The sequence below is a fragment of the Streptomyces sp. V3I7 genome (assembly GCF_030817495.1).
Lineage (GTDB): Bacteria > Actinomycetota > Actinomycetes > Streptomycetales > Streptomycetaceae > Streptomyces.
Genome location: NZ_JAUSZK010000001.1, coordinates 22,090 through 40,319, shown reverse-complemented (window position 1 = coordinate 40,319; position 18,230 = coordinate 22,090). Strand labels below are relative to the sequence as shown.

Annotated in this window: 12 protein-coding genes, 2 pseudogenes, 1 CRISPR repeat array and 1 riboswitch; of the genes and pseudogenes, 5 read left to right on the top strand and 9 right to left on the bottom strand. The window is 68.8% G+C overall.

Annotation, left to right across the window (positions count from 1 at the left end; genetic code table 11):
• Positions 1 to 224 precede the first annotated feature (224 nt).
• The 5 genes and pseudogenes from cas3 to QFZ74_RS00160 form a co-directional block, all read right to left on the bottom strand.
• On the bottom strand, positions 225 to 3,116 hold the full coding sequence (cas3, locus tag QFZ74_RS00180) for a CRISPR-associated helicase Cas3' (RefSeq protein ID WP_307618723.1): 2,892 nt from the start codon (positions 3,114 to 3,116) through the stop codon (positions 225 to 227).
• Positions 3,117 to 3,263: 147 nt separating this feature from the next.
• A CRISPR array of direct repeats spans positions 3,264 to 4,145; the repeat unit is 28 nt; unit sequence GTCGTCCCCGCGCCCGCGGGGGTTGCTC.
• 359 nt (positions 4,146 to 4,504) lie between these two features.
• Complete coding sequence (locus QFZ74_RS00175; RefSeq protein ID WP_307618722.1) at positions 4,505 to 5,224, bottom strand: hypothetical protein; 720 nt, start codon at positions 5,222 to 5,224, stop codon at positions 4,505 to 4,507.
• 307 nt (positions 5,225 to 5,531) lie between these two features.
• Positions 5,532 to 6,311, bottom strand: a pseudogene (locus tag QFZ74_RS00170) (DnaB-like helicase N-terminal domain-containing protein); the annotation flags it as partial.
• Complete coding sequence (locus QFZ74_RS00165) at positions 6,311 to 7,579, bottom strand: DNA cytosine methyltransferase (RefSeq protein ID WP_307618721.1); 1,269 nt, start codon at positions 7,577 to 7,579, stop codon at positions 6,311 to 6,313. The pseudogene QFZ74_RS00170 and the gene QFZ74_RS00165, both read right to left, overlap by 1 nt.
• Positions 7,576 to 8,118, bottom strand: coding sequence for a hypothetical protein (locus QFZ74_RS00160; RefSeq protein ID WP_307618720.1), 543 nt, complete (start codon positions 8,116 to 8,118; stop codon positions 7,576 to 7,578). Before QFZ74_RS00160 ends, QFZ74_RS00165 begins: the two co-directional genes overlap by 4 nt.
• 249 nt (positions 8,119 to 8,367) lie before the next feature.
• A riboswitch (ZMP/ZTP riboswitch) is annotated at positions 8,368 to 8,453 on the top strand.
• 22 nt (positions 8,454 to 8,475) lie between these two features.
• Between QFZ74_RS00160 and QFZ74_RS00155 the strand changes: the two genes are divergently transcribed.
• The gene (locus tag QFZ74_RS00155; RefSeq protein WP_307618719.1) at positions 8,476 to 9,342 is read left to right on the top strand and encodes a bifunctional 5,10-methylenetetrahydrofolate dehydrogenase/5,10-methenyltetrahydrofolate cyclohydrolase; all 867 of its coding nucleotides are present in this window, start codon (positions 8,476 to 8,478) and stop codon (positions 9,340 to 9,342) included.
• Positions 9,343 to 9,510: 168 nt separating this feature from the next.
• Here the strand turns inward: QFZ74_RS00155 and QFZ74_RS00150 are convergent, their stop codons facing one another.
• From QFZ74_RS00150 to QFZ74_RS00140, 3 genes and pseudogenes are all read right to left on the bottom strand, one after another.
• Positions 9,511 to 10,722 (bottom strand): hypothetical protein, encoded by a 1,212-nt coding sequence (locus tag QFZ74_RS00150; RefSeq protein WP_307618718.1) that lies wholly within the window; start codon positions 10,720 to 10,722, stop codon positions 9,511 to 9,513.
• A gap of 160 nt (positions 10,723 to 10,882) precedes the next feature.
• Positions 10,883 to 12,079 (bottom strand): site-specific integrase, encoded by a 1,197-nt coding sequence (locus QFZ74_RS00145; protein WP_307618717.1) that lies wholly within the window; start codon positions 12,077 to 12,079, stop codon positions 10,883 to 10,885.
• Between the two features lie 62 nt (positions 12,080 to 12,141).
• A pseudogene (locus QFZ74_RS00140) lies at positions 12,142 to 12,405 on the bottom strand (hypothetical protein); the annotation flags it as partial.
• 210 nt (positions 12,406 to 12,615) lie between these two features.
• Between QFZ74_RS00140 and QFZ74_RS00135 the strand changes: the two are divergent.
• On the top strand, positions 12,616 to 13,281 hold the full coding sequence (locus QFZ74_RS00135) for a Type 1 glutamine amidotransferase-like domain-containing protein (RefSeq protein ID WP_373462455.1): 666 nt from the start codon (positions 12,616 to 12,618) through the stop codon (positions 13,279 to 13,281).
• A 6-nt stretch (positions 13,282 to 13,287) separates the two neighbouring features.
• Here the strand turns inward: QFZ74_RS00135 and QFZ74_RS00130 are convergent, their stop codons facing one another.
• A complete protein-coding gene (locus QFZ74_RS00130; RefSeq protein ID WP_307618715.1) occupies positions 13,288 to 14,037 on the bottom strand; it encodes a transposase family protein in 750 nt (249 codons plus the stop codon).
• Between the two features lie 469 nt (positions 14,038 to 14,506).
• On the opposite strand from QFZ74_RS00130, the gene QFZ74_RS00125 reads away from it, so the two are divergent.
• The 3 genes from QFZ74_RS00125 to QFZ74_RS00115 all read left to right on the top strand — a co-directional run bounded on the left by QFZ74_RS00125 (position 14,507) and on the right by QFZ74_RS00115 (position 18,189).
• Positions 14,507 to 16,723 carry a hypothetical protein gene (locus QFZ74_RS00125; RefSeq protein ID WP_307618714.1) on the top strand — a complete coding sequence of 739 codons (2,217 nt, stop codon included), beginning with the start codon at positions 14,507 to 14,509 and terminating at the stop codon, positions 16,721 to 16,723.
• 242 nt (positions 16,724 to 16,965) lie between these two features.
• Positions 16,966 to 17,640, top strand: coding sequence for an HNH endonuclease family protein (locus tag QFZ74_RS00120; protein WP_373462326.1), 675 nt, complete (start codon positions 16,966 to 16,968; stop codon positions 17,638 to 17,640).
• 198 nt (positions 17,641 to 17,838) lie between these two features.
• On the top strand, positions 17,839 to 18,189 hold the full coding sequence (locus QFZ74_RS00115; protein ID WP_307618713.1) for a hypothetical protein: 351 nt from the start codon (positions 17,839 to 17,841) through the stop codon (positions 18,187 to 18,189).
• The last annotated feature ends 41 nt before the right edge of the window (positions 18,190 to 18,230 follow it).

The following is an 18,230-nucleotide window of genomic DNA, read 5'->3' as shown; positions in this document are numbered from 1 at the left end:
CAAGACTGCAGCCAAGGTTCGTTGCTTCGCAAGCACTTCTGAAGAATCCGTGGAGATTTCCTGAACTATTCGTGTGATGGATGTTCAGCGGGTACCGTGCCCTGGCGCGGCGACGTCCCCGCTCCCCGCACCGTTGACGCGGGGGTGTTCCGGTTCGCTGCTTCACGTCGTCCCCGCGACAGCGGGGTCAGGGAACAGAAAGGGGACGACGCCGCCCCTCCTGCTCACCGCCGGGCCACCACCAGTCCCAGCACGTCGTCGTACGAGAGCCCGGACTCGCCCAGCTCCGCACACCCGTCCTCCAGGACCAACGCGTGGGCATACCGCAACCAGGGGTGTGCCGACCACCCTGGCAGCGGCTTCATCAACCGGCCAGGTTCGGAAAGTCCGACAGGCAGCCGGACAGATCCGCCTAGCAGCCGCTCCACTACCGCTTCGTCCAGGACTTCGCCGTGCACACCGAGCTGCGTTCCGTCCAGAGCCGTGAAACCGCCTGCCACACGGTGCACCACGACGACCTCGACGCCACGATCACCATCTCGTACCACCGCATCGAGGTCCTCCTCGGACCCAGCGCTGCTGGCCGCATAGTGCAGACCTTCCAACGTCGTCGCCCCCCATTCACGGGGCCGCGTCAGAAGAAACTCCTCGGCCGCCGAACGACGCTTCTCCTCCTCCGCCCTCCAACTACCAAAAGCGGCCGACTCATCCCACTCCGCCGGACAGACCTCCGCCTCCCCGTACGCACGCGCCACCAGGCCAGGCACATCAGCCGGAACACTCCAGGCCCCGCTGCCCCCTCCGCCAGCGCCACCGCGAGGCACCAAAGGGCCTGCGGCTTCCGTCACCAGGGCCGCAGCACGCAGCAGCGGCCACTCCCCATAGATTTTCTTCGACGCATACAGGAACCGAGGACGCCCGCCGTCTTCGGCGGCCACCCCGGTCACCAAGACGCGCGGCGTGGCATGTGCCAATGGCCTCCGCGTCCCAGCGTGCCGGTGCAGCCGCCCGATCCGCTGCAGCAGCAGATCCATCGGTGCGAGATCCGTGATCAGCAGATCCGCATCCACGTCGAACGACTGCTCGGCGAGCTGCGTGGCGACCACCACCATGCGCTCCGGCCGCTCGCCCCCAGCCTCCGGCCCCATCAAGCGAAGGCACTCCTGCGTCCGCTCAGCCCGGTGGGCTGTACACAGACGCCCATGCAGCAGATGCAGAGGCCCGTCGAACCCGCCGTCGCGCAACGCACCATAGACCGCCTGAGCTCGCTCCACTTGGTTCACCACCACCAGAACGACGCCACCGTCCCGCACCACCTCCCGCGCCGCCGCGGCAACCTCCGCCCCCTCCTTCTCCGCATCCGGCAGCCACTCGATCCGGGTCGGCACCGACTCCCGCCACGACGGGACCCGCGTACGGGAACTCTCCACCACCGGCTGCCCGGCCACCGCGAACGCCGTCGTCACGCAGGGATAACCGGCCGGAGCCGGTACCGGCTGGTCGACGTCCGCCACCCCCAACACCCCCGACAGGTACGCGTCGACGAACGCCTGCCGCTGCGCGGGCGGCAAGGTAGCCGACAACAACACCACCGGCACCCCCGCCTGACCGAGCCACCGCAACGCCTCCAGCAGGAACTGGCGCATGTAGACATCGGCTGCGTGAACCTCGTCCACGATCACGACCTTGCCCGTCAGACCGGCGAACCGCAGCATCACATGTCGCGTACGCGTTGCCGCATACAACAGGTGATCGACGGTACCGACAGCGAACGGCGTCAACAGTCCACGCTTGCTGCCCAGGAACCACACTGGCGGCCCGCTGCGCTCGGCCTCCGCCTCGGTCGTGCTGCTGCCCGGCCAGCCGAAGTCGTCGTCCTCGTCGATCGCCCCGAAATCGTCCCACACCGTGCTCTCGGACTCACCGGCCCCGTGCGGCTGTTCGCCCTCCCAGATCTTCTTCCACTGCTGGTTGAACCGCCGCTTTCCGTGCAGCAGCGCGACCTGAGACTCGAGTCCCGGATTGAACGAGCGCACCCAGTCCAGGACCTGCTCATACATGGGATCGCTCGTCGCCTGCGTCGGCATCGCCACGAACACACCGTTCAGGCCAAAACGAGCTGCCAGCACCTCCGCCGCAGCCAGCGCGCCCTTTGTCTTGCCCTCGCCCATCGGAGCCTCAGCCACGAGCAGCCCCGGCGCCGGCATCGACCACGCCCGCTCCACCAGCTCCCGCTGCGAAGCACGCGGTGACACCCCCAGACGTCCCGTCAGAGGCGCAACGGCGGAACCCGGCAGAACGACTTCTGCCCAGCCTCCCTGGAACCCAAGCTTCCGCCAGGCCAGCTCAGCCCGATGGAACGCCCCGGCAGGCGAGACATCACGAGCATCGGCCAACCCCTCGAAACACTCGTTGTCGCTGGCGATCCAGTCGGCCATCACGATCAGCCCCGCCAACGCCAGCTGCTCTGCCTTCCGCAACGACGAAACCGGTCTCGCAGCCGCCAGACCGTCGAAGCCGACGGCACGGCTGAACACATCCACCACAGCACGCTGAACCTCGGTCCAAGCCGACCCCCGCCCCAGCGCGTCGGGGTACGGCGGCCGCAGCCTGCCGACGGACGGGAAGGCGCCGTGATGGCCCGCCACCAACGGCCACACCCACGCTGCGGCCTCGGCATCGCCCCACTCCTCACGCAGCCGCGGCAGAAGCATCGCCCCACCCGCCACGTCATGCCGCCACTTCTTTCCCCGCCCGGTCTGCAACCGCCCCCATGCCAGCCCGGCCGCGCGCACGGCAGCGGCCTCCACTGCGTCCAGCCCTTGGAACGCCGGGCACGCCTTGCCGCAGTCGTGGATCCCGCAAACCCACATAAACCAGGCCCGTCCCCGCCCCCCAGCGACCTCGTCCAGACGCCGACGGAACGACGGCGACAGGTACCGATCCCACATCAGACCCGCCACAGCCGCCGTGTCCAACAGGTGACCGAGCAGCAGATGAGTCCGCCCGCCATTGCGCGCCGCCGACTTCCCCCACAACCGGGACACCCGCGCTACGGTCTCTTCGGACATCCCCATGGACCGCATCAGTTCCACAACCGACCGCTCGTCCACCACGCGCAACGCCCCCTCGAACTACCCCTGTTCCAAGATGGCCAGCACGATAGACGGCGGGTCTGACAATCCAGGCGGAAGGACCGCACACCCAGGATGCATGTAAAGGAAAACAGGCAAACTTGGTAGCTTCACCGCAGGTCAATAAGGGTCGTCCCCGCGCCCGCGGGGGTTGCTCCAGCGACCTGATGCTGGCCCGCCGCGGCTTCCTGTCGTCCCCGCGCCCGCGGGGGTTGCTCCCCGCTTCCCCACCCGCCGCACAGCCAAAAAACGTCGTCCCCGCGCCCGCGGGGGTTGCTCGTTCAACAACGCCGCGACGCATGCCGTGAAGTGGTCGTCCCCGCGCCCGCGGGGGTTGCTCGTCCCCCAGGGTCTGTCCGACATGGAGTTCAACGTCGTCCCCGCGCCCGCGGGGGTTGCTCCTGCCCCTGCACCCGCACCAACTCATCCCGACGGTCGTCCCCGCGCCCGCGGGGGTTGCTCGAGCTGATCGAGCAGGCCCAGGCCAACGGCGACGTCGTCCCCGCGCCCGCGGGGGTTGCTCGAGCTGATCGAGCAGGCCCAGGCCAACGGCGACGTCGTCCCCGCGCCCGCGGGGGTTGCTCGTCTCCCACCAGGGCGAGGGCCGCGAGGACGACGTCGTCCCCGCGCCCGCGGGGGTTGCTCCCGCACCGACTCCAACTGGAAGGCCGGCCGCCCGTCGTCCCCGCGCCCGCGGGGGTTGCTCGTGCCGCGTCTGCCACTGCACGTACCAGGGCGCGTCGTCCCCGCGCCCGCGGGGGTTGCTCCTGCTTCTTCTTCGGTCACTGGGTCTGTCCTTCGTCGTCCCCGCGCCCGCGGGGGTTGCTCGAGTTCGGGCAGCGTCTGCCCGTAGATCGTGAGGTCGTCCCCGCGCCCGCGGGGGTTGCTCGGCACTGATCGTCATCCGCGTGACGGCGACGGCGTCGTCCCCGCGCCCGCGGGGGTTGCTCGTGGCGTACCTACGCCGCCTCCCGCGGCATGGAGTCGTCCCCGCGATGCTCGTGGGACTGGGCCTGGGCGCGGCCGTCCTGTCGGTCAACTCGGCATCGCTGTTCCGGATCTCCTTCGTCATGGAGGCGGTCACGCTGTACGCTGCCGGACTGCTCGTCGCCACCGCGCCGCTCGGTGCACCTCAAGCACCGGCGGCTGACGCGCAGGACGAAACGGACGAGGGCACGGTGCATCCGGAGGCACCGCGCAAACCGGCGCGCAGCCTGGTGTACAGGGACGGGCGATTCCTGCTGTTGACGGCTCTGAACGCCTTCCTCTTGCTGTATTCGTCCATCTTTACTGTGGCCCTCCCCCTGTGGAACCAGGTGCGCCACTTCTCCCAGTCGTTGTGCTCGGTCAGGAAGGTGTCGAGGAGGGCGTTATGGTCGCCGGGGTCGGCTGCGTGGGAGGGCACGGTCTGGGGTCCCTTCACCGGCTGTTCGGGCTCGATTTCCTGTTCGGCGGCGGGTGTACCGAGCGAGGTGCGGGCTTGTTCGGTCTGTCGTTCGGTGGTGGTCGCGGGGGCCGGGGCCGGGGCGGACGCGGGGGCCGAGGCGGCGTTCGAAGTCGGTGAGGGCTGGGGCGGGTGAGTCGTACTCCGTTTCCACCTGCCGCAGGTGGTTCTCGCCGCGGAGGTGGACGCTCTTGCCGGTGTCGCGGTAGGTGCCGACGGCGACGGTGGTCCACCCGTCGTCGGCGTGTGCGTGGATGATCAGACGCCCGCGGCGGATGTCCTCGTAGATCGTGTTGGCCTCGTTGGAGACGTCTCGGATCTCCTGGCGGCTGCACCAGGGCATGGGGTAGTCGGCCCAGGTCCACTCCTCGTCGATCGCCTCGCGCAGCCGCGGGGTGATCTCGGTGGGGATGCCTTCCCCGGTCAGTGCCTGGCCGGTCTGCTCGGCCCAGTGGGGCTCTTCGTGGTCGATCCTGGCCAGCACCAGGGTGCGTTCGTCGATGGCTTCGAAGCCGTGCGCGGTCAGCAGGGCGGTGGCCATCGGGTGCCGGGGTCCGGTGAGGGTGGCGGTCACGGTGCTGGAGTGGGTTGGGTGGAGGTCGAGGCGGACGTGGGTGTCGGTGGACGGGGGCGTGGGCGTGGTCACGACGGGGTGCTCGTTTCGGTCGGTGGCCGGACCTCGGGTCCGGCCACCGACGGGGGTTGGGGTCAACGGGAGTGGTGCGAGGCGGCCGGAGCCGAGGTCCGCGGCGGGCCGGCGCGGGGTGCTGTCGTGGCCGTGGGGCGCGCGGGCCTGATGGGGCCGGATCATCGGTGAACGCCTCGATACGGCGCCCGGCGTGGACCGCGGTCTGCAGCATCGAGCGCTGCAGGACGCGCTCGCCCCAGTGCTCCGCGGAGGCCGCATGCTCGGTCAGGAGCCGCAACAGGCCGGCCGGCTCCACCTCGGCGGTCAGCAGGCCGCGCTGCTGGGCCTCCCAGAGGATGGTGACCGGGTCGCTGGGTGCACGTCGCCGGATCAGTGCGGTCAGGCACTGCCAGAGTCCTGCGTGCAGGGGTTGGGTGAAGTCGGAGGCGTTCAGCCATCGCATCTGCTCGGCCTCGTCCGGCTGTGCCGTCGCGGTGGCGAGCAGCACCCTCTCCTCGGCGGCCGCCTCAGCGGCGTCGGGTATGTCGGCCCGTGCGGGGGCGGGGGTGCGGGGCACGGATCCCGGATGCGGTGGAAAGCGCGCTGCGAGGCTGTCCACCACTTCGGCCAGAGCGTCGGCCGCGGTGAGGGTGGTGGGGACGGGGTGCTGGAGGGTGACGTCCCGCGCGGTCTGCGCGAGCCGCTGGGCGCTGGCACGCAGGAGACGGCGGGCGTGCTCGGCCTCGACCATCCGCGCGTACGCACCAGCGTTCCGGGGCGCCGGGCAGACCTGGATCAGAGTGTGTAGATACGAGGCACGCAGGAGACGGCGGGTGTGCTCCTGCGCGTGCGTGAGGACCTTGTCCAGCCACGCGGCATTCTTGGCGTGCTGCTCCGGATCAGGGGGCGGGAGGCTGTGGATGGCGGTGAACAGGGCCGTGTGCGCCGGTCGGGAGAAGGTGCCGGGCTCGAGCCCGGTGACCTCTGGCAGACGTTGGGGTTCCAGCAGGAGGGCGCCGAGCAGCGCCTGCTCGGCGTAGTACACCGGCTCCGGTACGGAGACAGCGTCGAGGCCGTCCGTCTCGGGTTGGGGAGTGGGGGGCATCAGGCGGCCAGGGTGAAGTCGTCGGGGCGGAGGGTGACGCCCAGGTGAGGGGCGAGTAGGTGGGCCGCGAGGCGGGGCGGCACGGCGTTGCCGATCTGGCTGAAGACCTGACCCTTGTTGCCGGCCCAGGGGTAGTCGGCGGGGAAGGTCTGCAGGATTCCGGCCTCACGGGCGGTGATCCGGATCGGATCCGGCGCGGCCTGCGCCTCCCCGTGCTCCGGCTGCGGGACGGCGGCTTCGGCGACCCAGGTGCACTCGTTGGCGCGGTGCCCGAAGAACAGCGTCCCGGCCAGCTCGGCCACGCTGCGGACGGTGGCGTTGGTCTGGTTGTTGCTGCGCAGGGACCACTTCCAATGGGTGGCCTTGCTGGTGAACGTGGGTGCCGGCGCGTCGGCGGGAGTCGCGGCGCGGGCGCCGTGGCGTGCGGTACAGCCCGCCCCGCACTTCTGCGGTTCGAGCGCCACGTCGGGATGCTGACGCCAGTTACCGCGGTCGCGGGCATGGGCGAGCGTCTGGCGGGATCCGGAAGGAAAGGGCTCCGGTCCGCCGCCGGGGCCGCCGCCGGCGTAGACGGTGGGGACCGGGCGGTCGGTGGCGCCCCATCCGAGAGCCTCGGCCATGCTGACCCAGCGGTCACGGCCCGGCCCGAACAGCGAGTCCGGCTCGGCGACCCGCGCATGGGTCGGCGGGGGCGGCTGAGCGGTATGGACCCGCGAGGCGAGCAGGATCGCCCGCCGTCTCGTCTGCGGCACCCCGAAGTCGGCAGCGTTCAAGATCCCGGCCCACACCGAGAATCCCCACACGCGCAGCACCTCCGCGTACTGGCGCCATAGGGGCAGGACGTCGGTGACCTCTTCCATGGCGACCCACTCCGGCTCGCCCGCCAGGTTGAGCGCGTGGAGGTAGCGCATGGGCTCTGCGGCCAGCAGGCTGCGCTCGTCGCGGCAGCCGGCCAGCAGTTCCTCGCGGGTGTCGCGTCCGGCGGCGAGATCGGCGACCGCCTGGTGTACGAGCGGCTGGTCGACCAGCCCGAGTCGCTTGCCGGCCATGCTCCATGCCTGACACGGCGGGCTCGCGATCAGCCCGCGGGTCCGGCCGACCCACGGCCATACCGGATACAGGGCCACATCGGTGCGCACCGTCAACTGGCCTGCGGCGGCGCGGGCCTTGCAGGCCCATTCGTCCCACTCCAGGCCGATGTCCCGCGCGCCGAGCACGGACAGCGCGTGGCTCCAGCCGCCTGGACCTGCGAACAGGTCCAGGATCACGTGGCGAGCCCGAAGTCGTCCTGCGTCAGCGCGGCTTCGCTGCCGCGGCAGGCCCACGGGGAGCAGCCGTCCATCACGCCCTGTTCCAGCTCCTCGACCTCCATGGGGTCTGGGGTGCTGCTGGTGGCGAACTCGCTCTGGCGGGCGGCCCGCTCGGCGGCGGTGACGTGGTCGATCGGTGCCTCGTCGAGGGGCAGACGGGAGCGGTGCAGGAATGCCTGGCCGAGGAGCCTGTTGCCGGTGGCGTTGGCGCGGGCGTTGCCCTGGCGAATAGCGGCGTCGAATTCCACGACGTCTCGCCATTCTTCGGGGCTGGTGTCGCGGATCTGTCGCCACTGCGAATTTCCGTGGAAAGGACAGCCCAGGCAGCTTGACTTCGGGGTGTCGGCGAGCCCCAGCGAAGTCAGGTAGCGAATGCAATCCGGCCGGGACCAGTTCAGGTCGATCAGCGGGTGATGATTGCGCATGTAGCGGACGTCAGCGTCCTTTGCGCGATGGAACTCATCGGTGGAGATACCGACCCACTGCTCGACGTACACATCCTGAGGTATTCGGCTGGGATAAGGGTATCCGAGGAGTTCTCGAATCTTCTTCTTGATCGGCTTGACTTTGTACTCCCCGGTACTTCTCTGCACTTCACTCTCACGGGTGAATGGGGGTATGTGACTCGTCAAAGTGCCTCCGAGTTGGATGGGGGTGGGTCGGATGATCGGTGACCGCCCAGCAGGTCGTGGGCGCGTCAGGAGTGAGGGTGCTGCGCTGTGTGAGCAGTTGGTCGACTACAGTGCGGTGCGGGCCGTGACTGGCGCTGAGGTGGAGTACCACCGGGGAGCGGTCTGACGAGACGTCGTTGCCGTGCGCCTGGGCGAGTAGTCAGCAACGCCTGGAGGACAATCGTGTCCGCGACTCAGATGGCCCAGCTCATGGACGGCACCAGCCTTGCCAAGCGCATCGTCGAAGAGGCTGCTGTCAAGGCGGCGGAGATTTCGCAGAGCACGGGCACTGCGCCGTGTCTGGCGACCGTATTGGTGGGAGAGGACCCTGCGTCGGTCACGTACGTCCGTATGAAGCGGGCGCGGTGCGCAAAGGCAGGTATCCAGTCCCGGCACATCGCTCTGCCCGCGACGACCACGACCGCTGAGCTGATCGACACCCTCGCTGGCCTGTCCGCCGATCCGGAGGTGCACGGCATCCTTCTGCAGCATCCTTGCGGTCCGCACATCGACGAGCGCGCGGCGTTCGAGGCGATCGCCCCGGAGAAGGATGTCGATGGGGTCACGATGCACTCCTTCGCCGCGATGAGCTTTGGCCTGCCGGGCTTCGTGTCCTGCACGCCGGGCGGGATCATGCGACTGCTGGAGGCGTACGACGTCGACCTCGCGGGCAAGCACGCTGTCGTGGTGGGCCGCAGCGCCATCCTCGGCAAACCGGTGGGGATGCTCCTGCTCGCCAAGGACGCAACGCTGACGTATTGCCACTCCCGGACGGCGGGCTTGTCGGGGATCGTCCGTGAAGCGGATGTCGTGGTGGCGGCTGTGGGACGCCCCAGGCTGATCCAGGGTGAGGACATCAAGCCCGGCGCGATTGTGATCGATGCCGGATACAACCCGGGCAACGTCGGCGACGTGGACTTCGACACCGCCCTCACCCGCGCCCGTCTGATCACTCCGGTGCCTGGCGGTGTCGGGCCGATGACGATCGCTGTCCTGCTCGCACAGACCGTGAACGCCGCCGCAAGCCAGCTTGGAATCCAGCGCTACTGACCTCAGCGCTGCCGGAAGTTCCGTCATCGGCTTGGGGAAGGTCATTTCTGCTCTTTCGGACGGCGGCACACAGGGATGCCGAGGTCGACGGGTGGTCGCTGGGCTCGGCGTTGCGTCTCGTCGCGCTTGGCCCGGAGGAAGGTGAGGGTGAGGTCGATGCCTTCGGTCTCACCGGTCCAGCCCTCGGCTTCGGAGCGTGCTCGGCGGTCGAGGAGGTCTTCTTCCAGTTCCGCGAGGCGGGGCAGCATCTTGGGGTTGACGTGCAGCATCGGGCACCGGACGCAAGCGTGCTCGTGCTGGCAGGGGGTGCCGTACGGGCGGCCGCAGGAACCGAGCTCGACCTTGCGACGATCGAAGTGCTCCTCGAACTCGGTCCATTCGTCGGAGGTGGTGTCCCGGTACTCGCCTTCGGGCCGAATCTGGCGTCGGTGTGCCAGATGCTCCTGGTAGTGCCGCGTAGTAGAAGCTGCGAATCGAGATGACCAGCCCGTCGGCCCCGGCGCGCGGAGCACCGTTGTCCTTGACTGCGATCATCTTTCGCCAGGCGTCGTAGGTCTCCGGGGAGATGCGCAGGTCAGCTTGGTCGGGGCTGATCCGCTCGATCTTCTCCCAGAAGTGGTGAGCCAGGTGCAGGACCAGGTTCTTCAGGGTGCCGTAGTCGGTGTCCGCGCGGCGGCGGGTGAAGTACTCGATCAGCAGCCCGCGGACGGCCCGGTTGCGGATGGGGTAGTGATCGACGAGTTCCTCGACGCTCTTCTGGCCCCGCATGAGAGCAGCGCGCATGGTTGGTGGAACGGTCGGCGGCAGGTGGCCCGCAGCGTGCAGGACATGCCATACGCCTTGACCGCGGAGCCGGTTCCCGGCCTTGTTCCCCGGGTTCACGAGCGCCCACGCGCGCCGGTTTTCCTGCGCGAAGTGCAGCAGCGCGGGCGCCGTTACATCGCTCAGTGCGACCCCCTGGGAGGCCAGCAGCACGCAGAGGTCGTACAACGCCTCGGTGCGGTGCGCATAGGAGTGCTGGTGGACCTCGACTTGCTTGACGAAGTCGTCCAGCAGCGGGTCGCCCTGGGCGGCGATGAACATCGTTGCGAAGCTGGACATGTGGTGACGCCGGAAGACGACCAGGGATGGCTCGATGACCCGCAGGCAGATCAGCGCCCGTAGGCCGGTGGATAGCTTGATGCTGGGACTGCGCCGGCACTCCAGGTCGTTCACGTGCTCCAGCCCCTGCCCGACCGGGCTGGCGTCCCACCGCTCCTGCCACGTCAGGCCGGGGTAACCGGCGAGGTAGTCCAGCACAGCGCGGGCGGCCATGCCGCGCTGCTGCCGAGTGGACACGCCTCCCTCCCAGACCTCGACGACCAGCCTCGCGATCGACATCGCGCTGGTGGTGGAGAGGTCATCGAACGGGCGGGGCGGCGCGGCCGTGGTGGCTGGCTGCGGCGCCATCGAGCCGCCGACGAATCGGCTGGGATAGTCGAGGCCCTCGGGGATCAGGCCGTGCCGACGGCTGACGCCGGTGGTGGGGCTCGCGGCGGTCTTAGGCACCGAACACCGCCGCGATGTCGTCGGCGGAGTAGCCGGTCGGGTAACTCGTCTGCGGCCGGGGCTGGTTGTAGTGCTCCAGGAGAGCGTCGAAGATCTCCTCGACCCGCACCGCCAGATAGCGACTGGTGGTCTGGATGTTGGCGTGCCTGAGAACGGTCTGGACCTCGGGCAGCGTGAGCTTGCCTCCGTTGGCCATCCGGTGGGCCGCCGTGTGACGAAGATCGTGCAAGGTCCAGTTGGTGCCGAGGTTCTGCTGAGCCCGCTGCACCACCCGCCGCATCGCCCAGTAGGTCAGTGGGCGGTCCTGCCCGTGCCGAGTCCGCCAGACGGCATCACCGGCCTGCGGTGTACCGGTGCTGTCCAGGTAGCGGGCCAGCCGGACACAGGCTTCCGGCGAGATCGGAACGAGTTCGCGCTCGCGGGTGCCCTTGGAGATGACGTAGAGGCCCGGCTTGGCCCAGTGAATATCGTTCGTACCGACACCGAGCAGCTCCTCCGCGCGGGCGCCGCTGGTGACGTAGCAGTCGAGCAGGGCCCGATCCCGCTCGCATCCCATCGCGGTGAACAGCTCGTTCCACAAGAGGTCGGGAATGGACCGCGGGGGCCGATGCGCGACCTTCTGCCGCAACCTGGACCGGCCCAGAACTGGCTTGGTCTCCAGCGGACTCAGGTGACTCAACGCCCGGCGCCGCTGCGGCGAAACGGGTACGGGGTTCACCACCGGACCGCGCCCGTAGTGCGCATGGAACGTGTAGAAGCCGCTCACCACGGACAATGCGTGGTTGATCGTCGTCGGGGCGTATCCGGGGCTGAGATACGGCTTTCCGGTCCGCGGATTGACCGTCCCCGGGGGCGGCGACTGAGGGTTGCGCCGACGACGCTGAGGATTCGGTGCCGTACGCAGCCAGCCGGTCAGGACAGCTGCCTCCGCCTCGGTCGCCCGTTCCCAGGCGACATCGAGGAGCCACAGGAGCCGGAACCAACGCAGCATCCCGAACCCGTAGCTTCGGGAGGTCAACGGGCTGTTGTCGCTCAGCGCCAGGTTGCGCAGGTACGCGGTGACGGGCTCCACTTCGTGCCCGATGCCGTTGACGACCACGTATGGAGGGTGGGCCTCACCGGTGTCCACCACGGCGCCGGCGCGAGGCAGTTGGGCCCGGCCCTCCATCAGTTCGTGACGTAGATCCACTTCGCTCTCCTTGATCGAGTTGTTGGTCACTGCGATCAACGAGGAGGAGAGGTGCAGATAACTGTGCATTGGCGCCTGGTCATGCCCTTCTTCCCGTCCCGATTGAGGATGTGCAGGGGCATGGATGCGAAGCGGTGATCGGGGTCGAGTGCATCCTCCCGGATGTTTCCGGCTGAGACGCGGAGAACGGGTATACCGGCGGGCTTCGCTATTTCTCGTTCGAGGCGGTCGAGGTGTGCGTAGACAGCCTTGGGTTCCCAACCGGTATCGGCGAATATGGCGTAATCGACCTTCGGGAGGATTCCCTCGGCGGAGAGGGCGAGCATGGCGCTGGACTGGATGCCCGCGCCTCTGTCACCTATTCGGGGCTGTTGCATCCTCGCTCCGGCGCGGAGCGCCGGAGGCTGGCCTTGTCCACGTCGGACCGCAGCGCCTGCGTGCGAGTTCCGGGGAGGCGGACAGTCACGCCAAGCTCGTTCAGTCAGATCAACTACCGTTTTCTGACCATGGCGACGACGTTCCTCGGGAAGGACATGATGAAGCTTCTCCTCACCGACTCCGGCATCAAGAACGCGAGCATCCAGGATGCGCTGGTCGACCTGCTGGGTAAGCCGATCGCCGAGTCCAGCGCCCTGTGTATCCCGACCGCGGGGTATGGGGGTCCCGGCGCCGATCCGGGCGGGCCCTGGCGGTTCATCAGCGGACGATCCCCGAGCCCCATGACCGAGCTGGGGTGGAAGTCGGTGGGGGTGCTGGAACTCACCGCGCTGCCCAGCATCGACGAGGCGCTCTGGGTCTCCTGGGTCCGGGAGGCCGACGTCCTGCTGGTCAATGGCGGTGACGCGCTGTATTTGTGCCACTGGATGCGGGAGTCCGGGCTGGCTGCTCTCCTGCCGTCGCTGCCCGACACGGTGTATGTGGGCCTCAGCGCCGGGAGCCTGGTGATGACCCCCCGCATCGGTGAGGACCTCGTGGGCTGGAAGCCGCCCGCCGGCGGCGACAGTGCGCTGGGCGTGGTTGATTTTTCGATCTTCCCGCACCTGGATCACCCGGCTTGCCCGGAGAACACCATGGCCGAGGCAGAACGATGGGCGGCCGGGATCGAGGGGCCGGCGTATGCGATTGACGAGCAGACCGCCATCAAGGTGACCAACGGCGCTGTCGAAGTGGTCTCCGAGGGCCACTGGAAGTTGTTTCAGTGAGCTTCTTCAGCGTTGCCGCTCCAGCGTGAGGATAGCCTTGGCGATTGACGTCATGCGGTTGGGGCTGCACCGGGACCTGCGGAAGATCCGCCAGGACTTCAGCCTCGCGACGCCGCGTTCGACGGGCGCTCGCGCTGCGGCCAGTGCCTGGTTGCGGGACTTTTCGGTGGGGGTGAGTTCCTGCAGGGGCCTGCGTTTGATGCCGGTGGTCAGCCATGGGCCGGCGCCCTGGTAGGCGAGATCGGCCAGGATGGGAACGCCTTGGCGTTCGCAGATCCGGATGATCCGGTGGGTGCGGGCGGCAGTCAGGTCATGGGTGCGGCCCGGCAGGGCGGGCGAGAGCCACAGCAACTGGCCGCCGGGGTCGGTGACGACCTGCACGTTCACGCCGTGGCGCCGGTGTTTGTGGGAGTAGTCGGCCCGGCCGTCGCCGACCCGGTCGCACTCGGCGAGGGTGCCGTCAAGCAGGACGAACTCGGGTTCGTGCTCGCGCAGCGTCTTCAGGAGGCCTGGTGCACGTTCGGCGAGCAGGTCGATGACCGCGCTGGTGTAGGCGTGGGCGGTGGACTCGCTGATCCCGAACCCGGCGGCGATCTTCGCAAGAGTGGTGTGCTCGCGCAGGTACACCAGTGCCACCATCGCGCGCTGGGACGGACGAAGCTTGCAGCGCCGGTCGCCCTCACGGGTGATGATCAGCATGGTGACCCACTCCACGAGTGCATGCGGCAGGTCGAGTGCGGCAGCATGGATGACCAACGAGGCCCCCGAGCAACGTGATTGAGACGTCAGACATCTCGATCAACAGCCCGGGGGCCTCGCTCGTTGCGCTACACGGCCCATCACCCGATCGGTGGCCAACTCGAAGGGCTCATTGGACGAGTACGCCGCTCGCGCCTCTGGGGAGCGGTCTGGTGGCGATGTCGTGCAGTGGCAGGGGGCCGGACGGAAAGGAGATAGGGGCCTCCGGGAGAGGGTCGGTGTGTGTTCAGCACGATCTGGGCCGCTCTGGGGGACACGGCGGCGAAGCGGTCGTAGTCGGTGAGGGACAGTATGAGTCCGATCAGTCTCTTACCACAGCAACTCCCTTCCCCGGGCTGCTCTGGCGCTGCGTCATGAGCTCGCCGTGGGACGACCGTTTCGCCCAGGGCAGCGTCTCCCTCCAACACTTCAGGAAACGCCTCCTGCGCAGCGTGGCGGCTTCTAGCATCGGAGGATGCATCGCCCCATGATGGAAGCCCTGGCCGCAGGTGAGTTACGGCCACTGCGCGAGTGGCTGGCGGGTCTGCAGGTGGAGACCGACCGCCTGGTTGTGCTGCCGCAGTGGGATGTTCATCCGGTGCCGGATCAGCCGTCGCAGGGGCGCCGGTCGGTTGACCGGACCGAGGCTGCTATTGCCGAGATCCTCCGGCAGTGGGAGAAGGCCGCGATCGCGCCTGGCGGTGTTCCATTCCTGCTGCTGTTCGTCCTCACCGTGGTGGAAGCGGAGTGGAATATCTCCTACCACTTCGAGCCTCTGTGGGAGACGCTGGAGGCGGCCGCCCAGTGCGTGCGGGAGCGCGGGGCGCGTCTGGAGGCCGCGAACCAGGTGGCAGGGCGGGCGGTGGTAGCTCTGATGGAGAGTGTCGCGGCGCAGATCCACGCAGAGAACGCGATGGTCACCGGGCAGTTGGAAGCCCAGCAGGCGGCGTTGGACGCGGCCGTGGTGAAGGCACGCGAAGCTGGGGAGCTCGCGCGGCGGGCAGCGGACGGCCTTCCCGATATCAGCCGCTACCTCCTCGCGCGGATCGCAGAGATCGACGACGTGTGTGGCGTGGCGGTCGCCCGAGCGGTGCGCGGGGTCCGGGAGTTCCTTGCGATGGGCGAGCCGCTCGACGAGGCGATCGCGCAGATCGAAGTGGCCGAAGACGGAGGCCACGTCACTGACTTCGGTTACCTGAGCGAAATTCAGGCGCACCGGCTGGCGTTGGTGTCGCTGGCAGAGCGAAAGGACGACCCGTGGCTGCGCGTGGATCACGGGAAGATCGTGTATCTCTACCCGTTCGCGGTGCGCGGCGTGCCACCGCAGGAGGTTCTCGACGCGGTCGCCACGCGTTGCGCTGATTGGGAGCTGGGGGGAACCAGGCGGGTCTCTGTCAACAGCTCGCTGAACCTGGACGACGTCTGGCACGGTTCGGATGCCTTCGAACGGCGGTACGGCGGCGCACTGGTCGAGCTTCCTGACGTGATGGTCAGCGGCATGGACGGCCGCCCGCTCGATCAGGTCCGGGCGGAGATCCGCTTCTCCCGGCTCGGTAACCACTACGTCCGCTTCAGCCGGGAGATCGTGGACGCCAGCCCGGCTGACCTCTACGCGGCGATGCTGCGAGCCGCGCCGGAGTACGGGGCGGCCCGTGTCGCCTTCCGGGATGGCCGGTCCCCTCGGTGGCGGCGGTTGTCGGAACTGGCATTGAACCTCGCCGAGGACGTGTGCGAGTGCTTGGGCGACACCGGGGGCCGGGATGGCTCACGCGCCTTGGCGAGTCCGGGGATGTTCCACGTTGTCGTCGCGGTCAACGCGGCCTCCACCACGCTGGGGCCGGCCGGGGACGCGCGGCAGGAGGTGCGCACCGCCGCGGGCCTCCAGGGAGTGATGGGCACCCAACTGCTGACCAACCCAGTCACTCACCTGATAGGTTCCATTGTGGAGTGGGCTCGGTACACGCGCGCCAGCGACCTGACTACCACCATCACCGGGCTGACCGGCGAGCAGATCGTGCGGACCTCCAACACCACGGCGATCATCGCCCCAGGGATGCCGGAATTCGCCCACAACGGCCGGGGCCACGTTGTGGAGTTCGTCGCCTCCCTCGACGGGCTGTTCACGGGTTGGTCCCTCGAACTAGTCGACCACTACCAGCGCGTTGAGGCGTTCAGAGCGCGGGTCGACACGGCGGAGCGCAACCCAGGTGGCAGTTCGCAAGCTCTTCGGGCGCTCGCGCGCGAACTCGACGCCGAGAGGACCCGTCTCAACGACTTCGCAATGTCGGTCAGGTCGACGATCACCCTAATCCGCTCGCCGTCGCTGGTCTCGTCGCCAGTCGTGGCGGACGTCCTGCGGCTGGTACTGGACGGGTCTACCTTTCACCAGCGGGCCACGGAACTCAACGCCATGATCGAAGAAGTGGCGAAGGACCAGCTCGGGTCGAGCATCGCCAAACTGGCCAGGCAGCGCGAAGAACAGGAGTCCCGGGAGGAGGAGCGGCGGGAGGGTAGGCAGCGGGCGAAGCTGGAGGTGTTCCTGGCCGTGATCGCGGGCGCGGGGATGTCCGGCGTGGTGCAGGTCCTGCAGGCCGGGTTCTTCCAGTCACGCGACGCGGCGATATGGGCGACGGGGAGCGTGTCCGCGATCGGCATCGCGGCACTCGCCCTCGGGTACTTCTTCTGGCCCCGCGGGCGCCGATGAGCCCGACCGAGGTGGAGAACTACCCGGGCTTCCCCAACTGGCCTCCTTCGGTGGATCGTTCCAGTTTGATCAGTTCGTCGGGGATGTCTGTCAGACCTGGGATTTTAGGCTGCGCGGTGTGACTGGCTGATGATCATGCTTACCGTCCGATCGAGTAGAGCCGTCGTCGGCCTCCGCGCGCGCCGCCCGAGGAGCCGCTACGAAGATCACGCCCCGTTCGTGATCTCCGAAAGGAATCCCGAGTGCGCCTCGCCCGCACCACCGTCGCCGTGGCCGCCGTTGCCGTACTTCTCATCCCTGCCACCGCCCACGGCGCCCCGGCCGCCGGCAAGGTCCCCGGTGAGACGGTCACCGCGCCCGTCCGTGACGCCCTCGCGCAGCTCCCCGTCCGCGCCGAGGACCGCACCGGCTACGAGCGCACCAAGTTCAAGCACTGGATCGACGCCGACCGCGACGGCTGCAGCACCCGCAACGAGGTCCTCCTCGCCGAAGCCGTGGTCGCCCCCGACCGGACCGGCACCTGCACCCTGACCGGCGGCGAGTGGTACTCCCCGTACGACGACCGGTACGTCAGCGGGCCGCGCGGTCTCGACATCGACCACCTCGTGCCGCTCGCCGAGGCTTGGGACTCCGGAGCCAGCACCTGGAGCGCGAAGGAGCGGGAGGCCTACGCCAACGACCTCGGAGACGACCGCGCGCTCATCGCCGTCTCCGCCACCAGCAACCGATCGAAGGCCGACCAGGACCCGTCGACCTGGCTGCCGCCGGCCGTCGGTTACCGATGTCAGTACACCGCAGACTGGATCGCGGACAAACTGCGCTGGAAACTGAGCATCGACACCGCCGAGCAAGCCACGCTCACCGCCGTGCTGGACGGCTGTCCGGACGTACCGCTCGCCGTTACGCTCGCCCGGTAGCGCGACGTGCCCGAACTCGGGGTCCAGACAACGACGTCGGGCGCTGCCCTGCGGAGGTTTCGTGCGTCAGGCAGGGCGCCGAGGCGAGTCAGGCAGCCGACTTCCACGGCCAGCCGGCGTCACGGCCACGCGACAGCAGCGTGATGGCCGCCGGGTCTCAGCGGCAGCCTCCACCAGGTCCTCGACGCTCGCGTCCGTGTGCTCGTTTCCAGTGCGGCGGTGCGCCGGCGGCCGCTGCTCACCCCCGCCGAGGTCGACGCGGCTGTGTACGGGCACGCGGTACGGCGCGATGTCGGCTCACTGGTGCCGATCACGCCCGACTCCCTGCGGCTGCACGCCAAGCGCGTCACGTCGGACGGCCAGACGCGCGTCGTCGTCGCGGCCGTGCAACGCGGCCACCGCGACGAGGCCCTGCGCGAACTCCTCGCCCAGCTGGCCTTCGCCTCCGTCCTGACACTGATCGCCGCCTCGTACGTCGGCTACCGCGCCGCCCTGCGCTGGTCGTCGTGCTGGGCGACCGGCGGTTCTGGGCCCGGCGCGGGGAGCTGACCTGCCGTGGGGGAACGTCGGGTCGGTGTGCCCCGCGCTGG

Coding starts and splice junctions, on each gene's coding strand:
- QFZ74_RS00150 (WP_307618718.1), bottom strand. CDS start 10,722: ATGTCGATCGCGAGGCTGGTCGTCGAGGTCTGGGAGGGAGGCGTGTCC.
- QFZ74_RS00125 (WP_307618714.1), top strand. CDS start 14,507: ATGATGGAAGCCCTGGCCGCAGGTGAGTTACGGCCACTGCGCGAGTGG.
- QFZ74_RS00135 (WP_373462455.1), top strand. CDS start 12,616: ATGAAGCTTCTCCTCACCGACTCCGGCATCAAGAACGCGAGCATCCAG.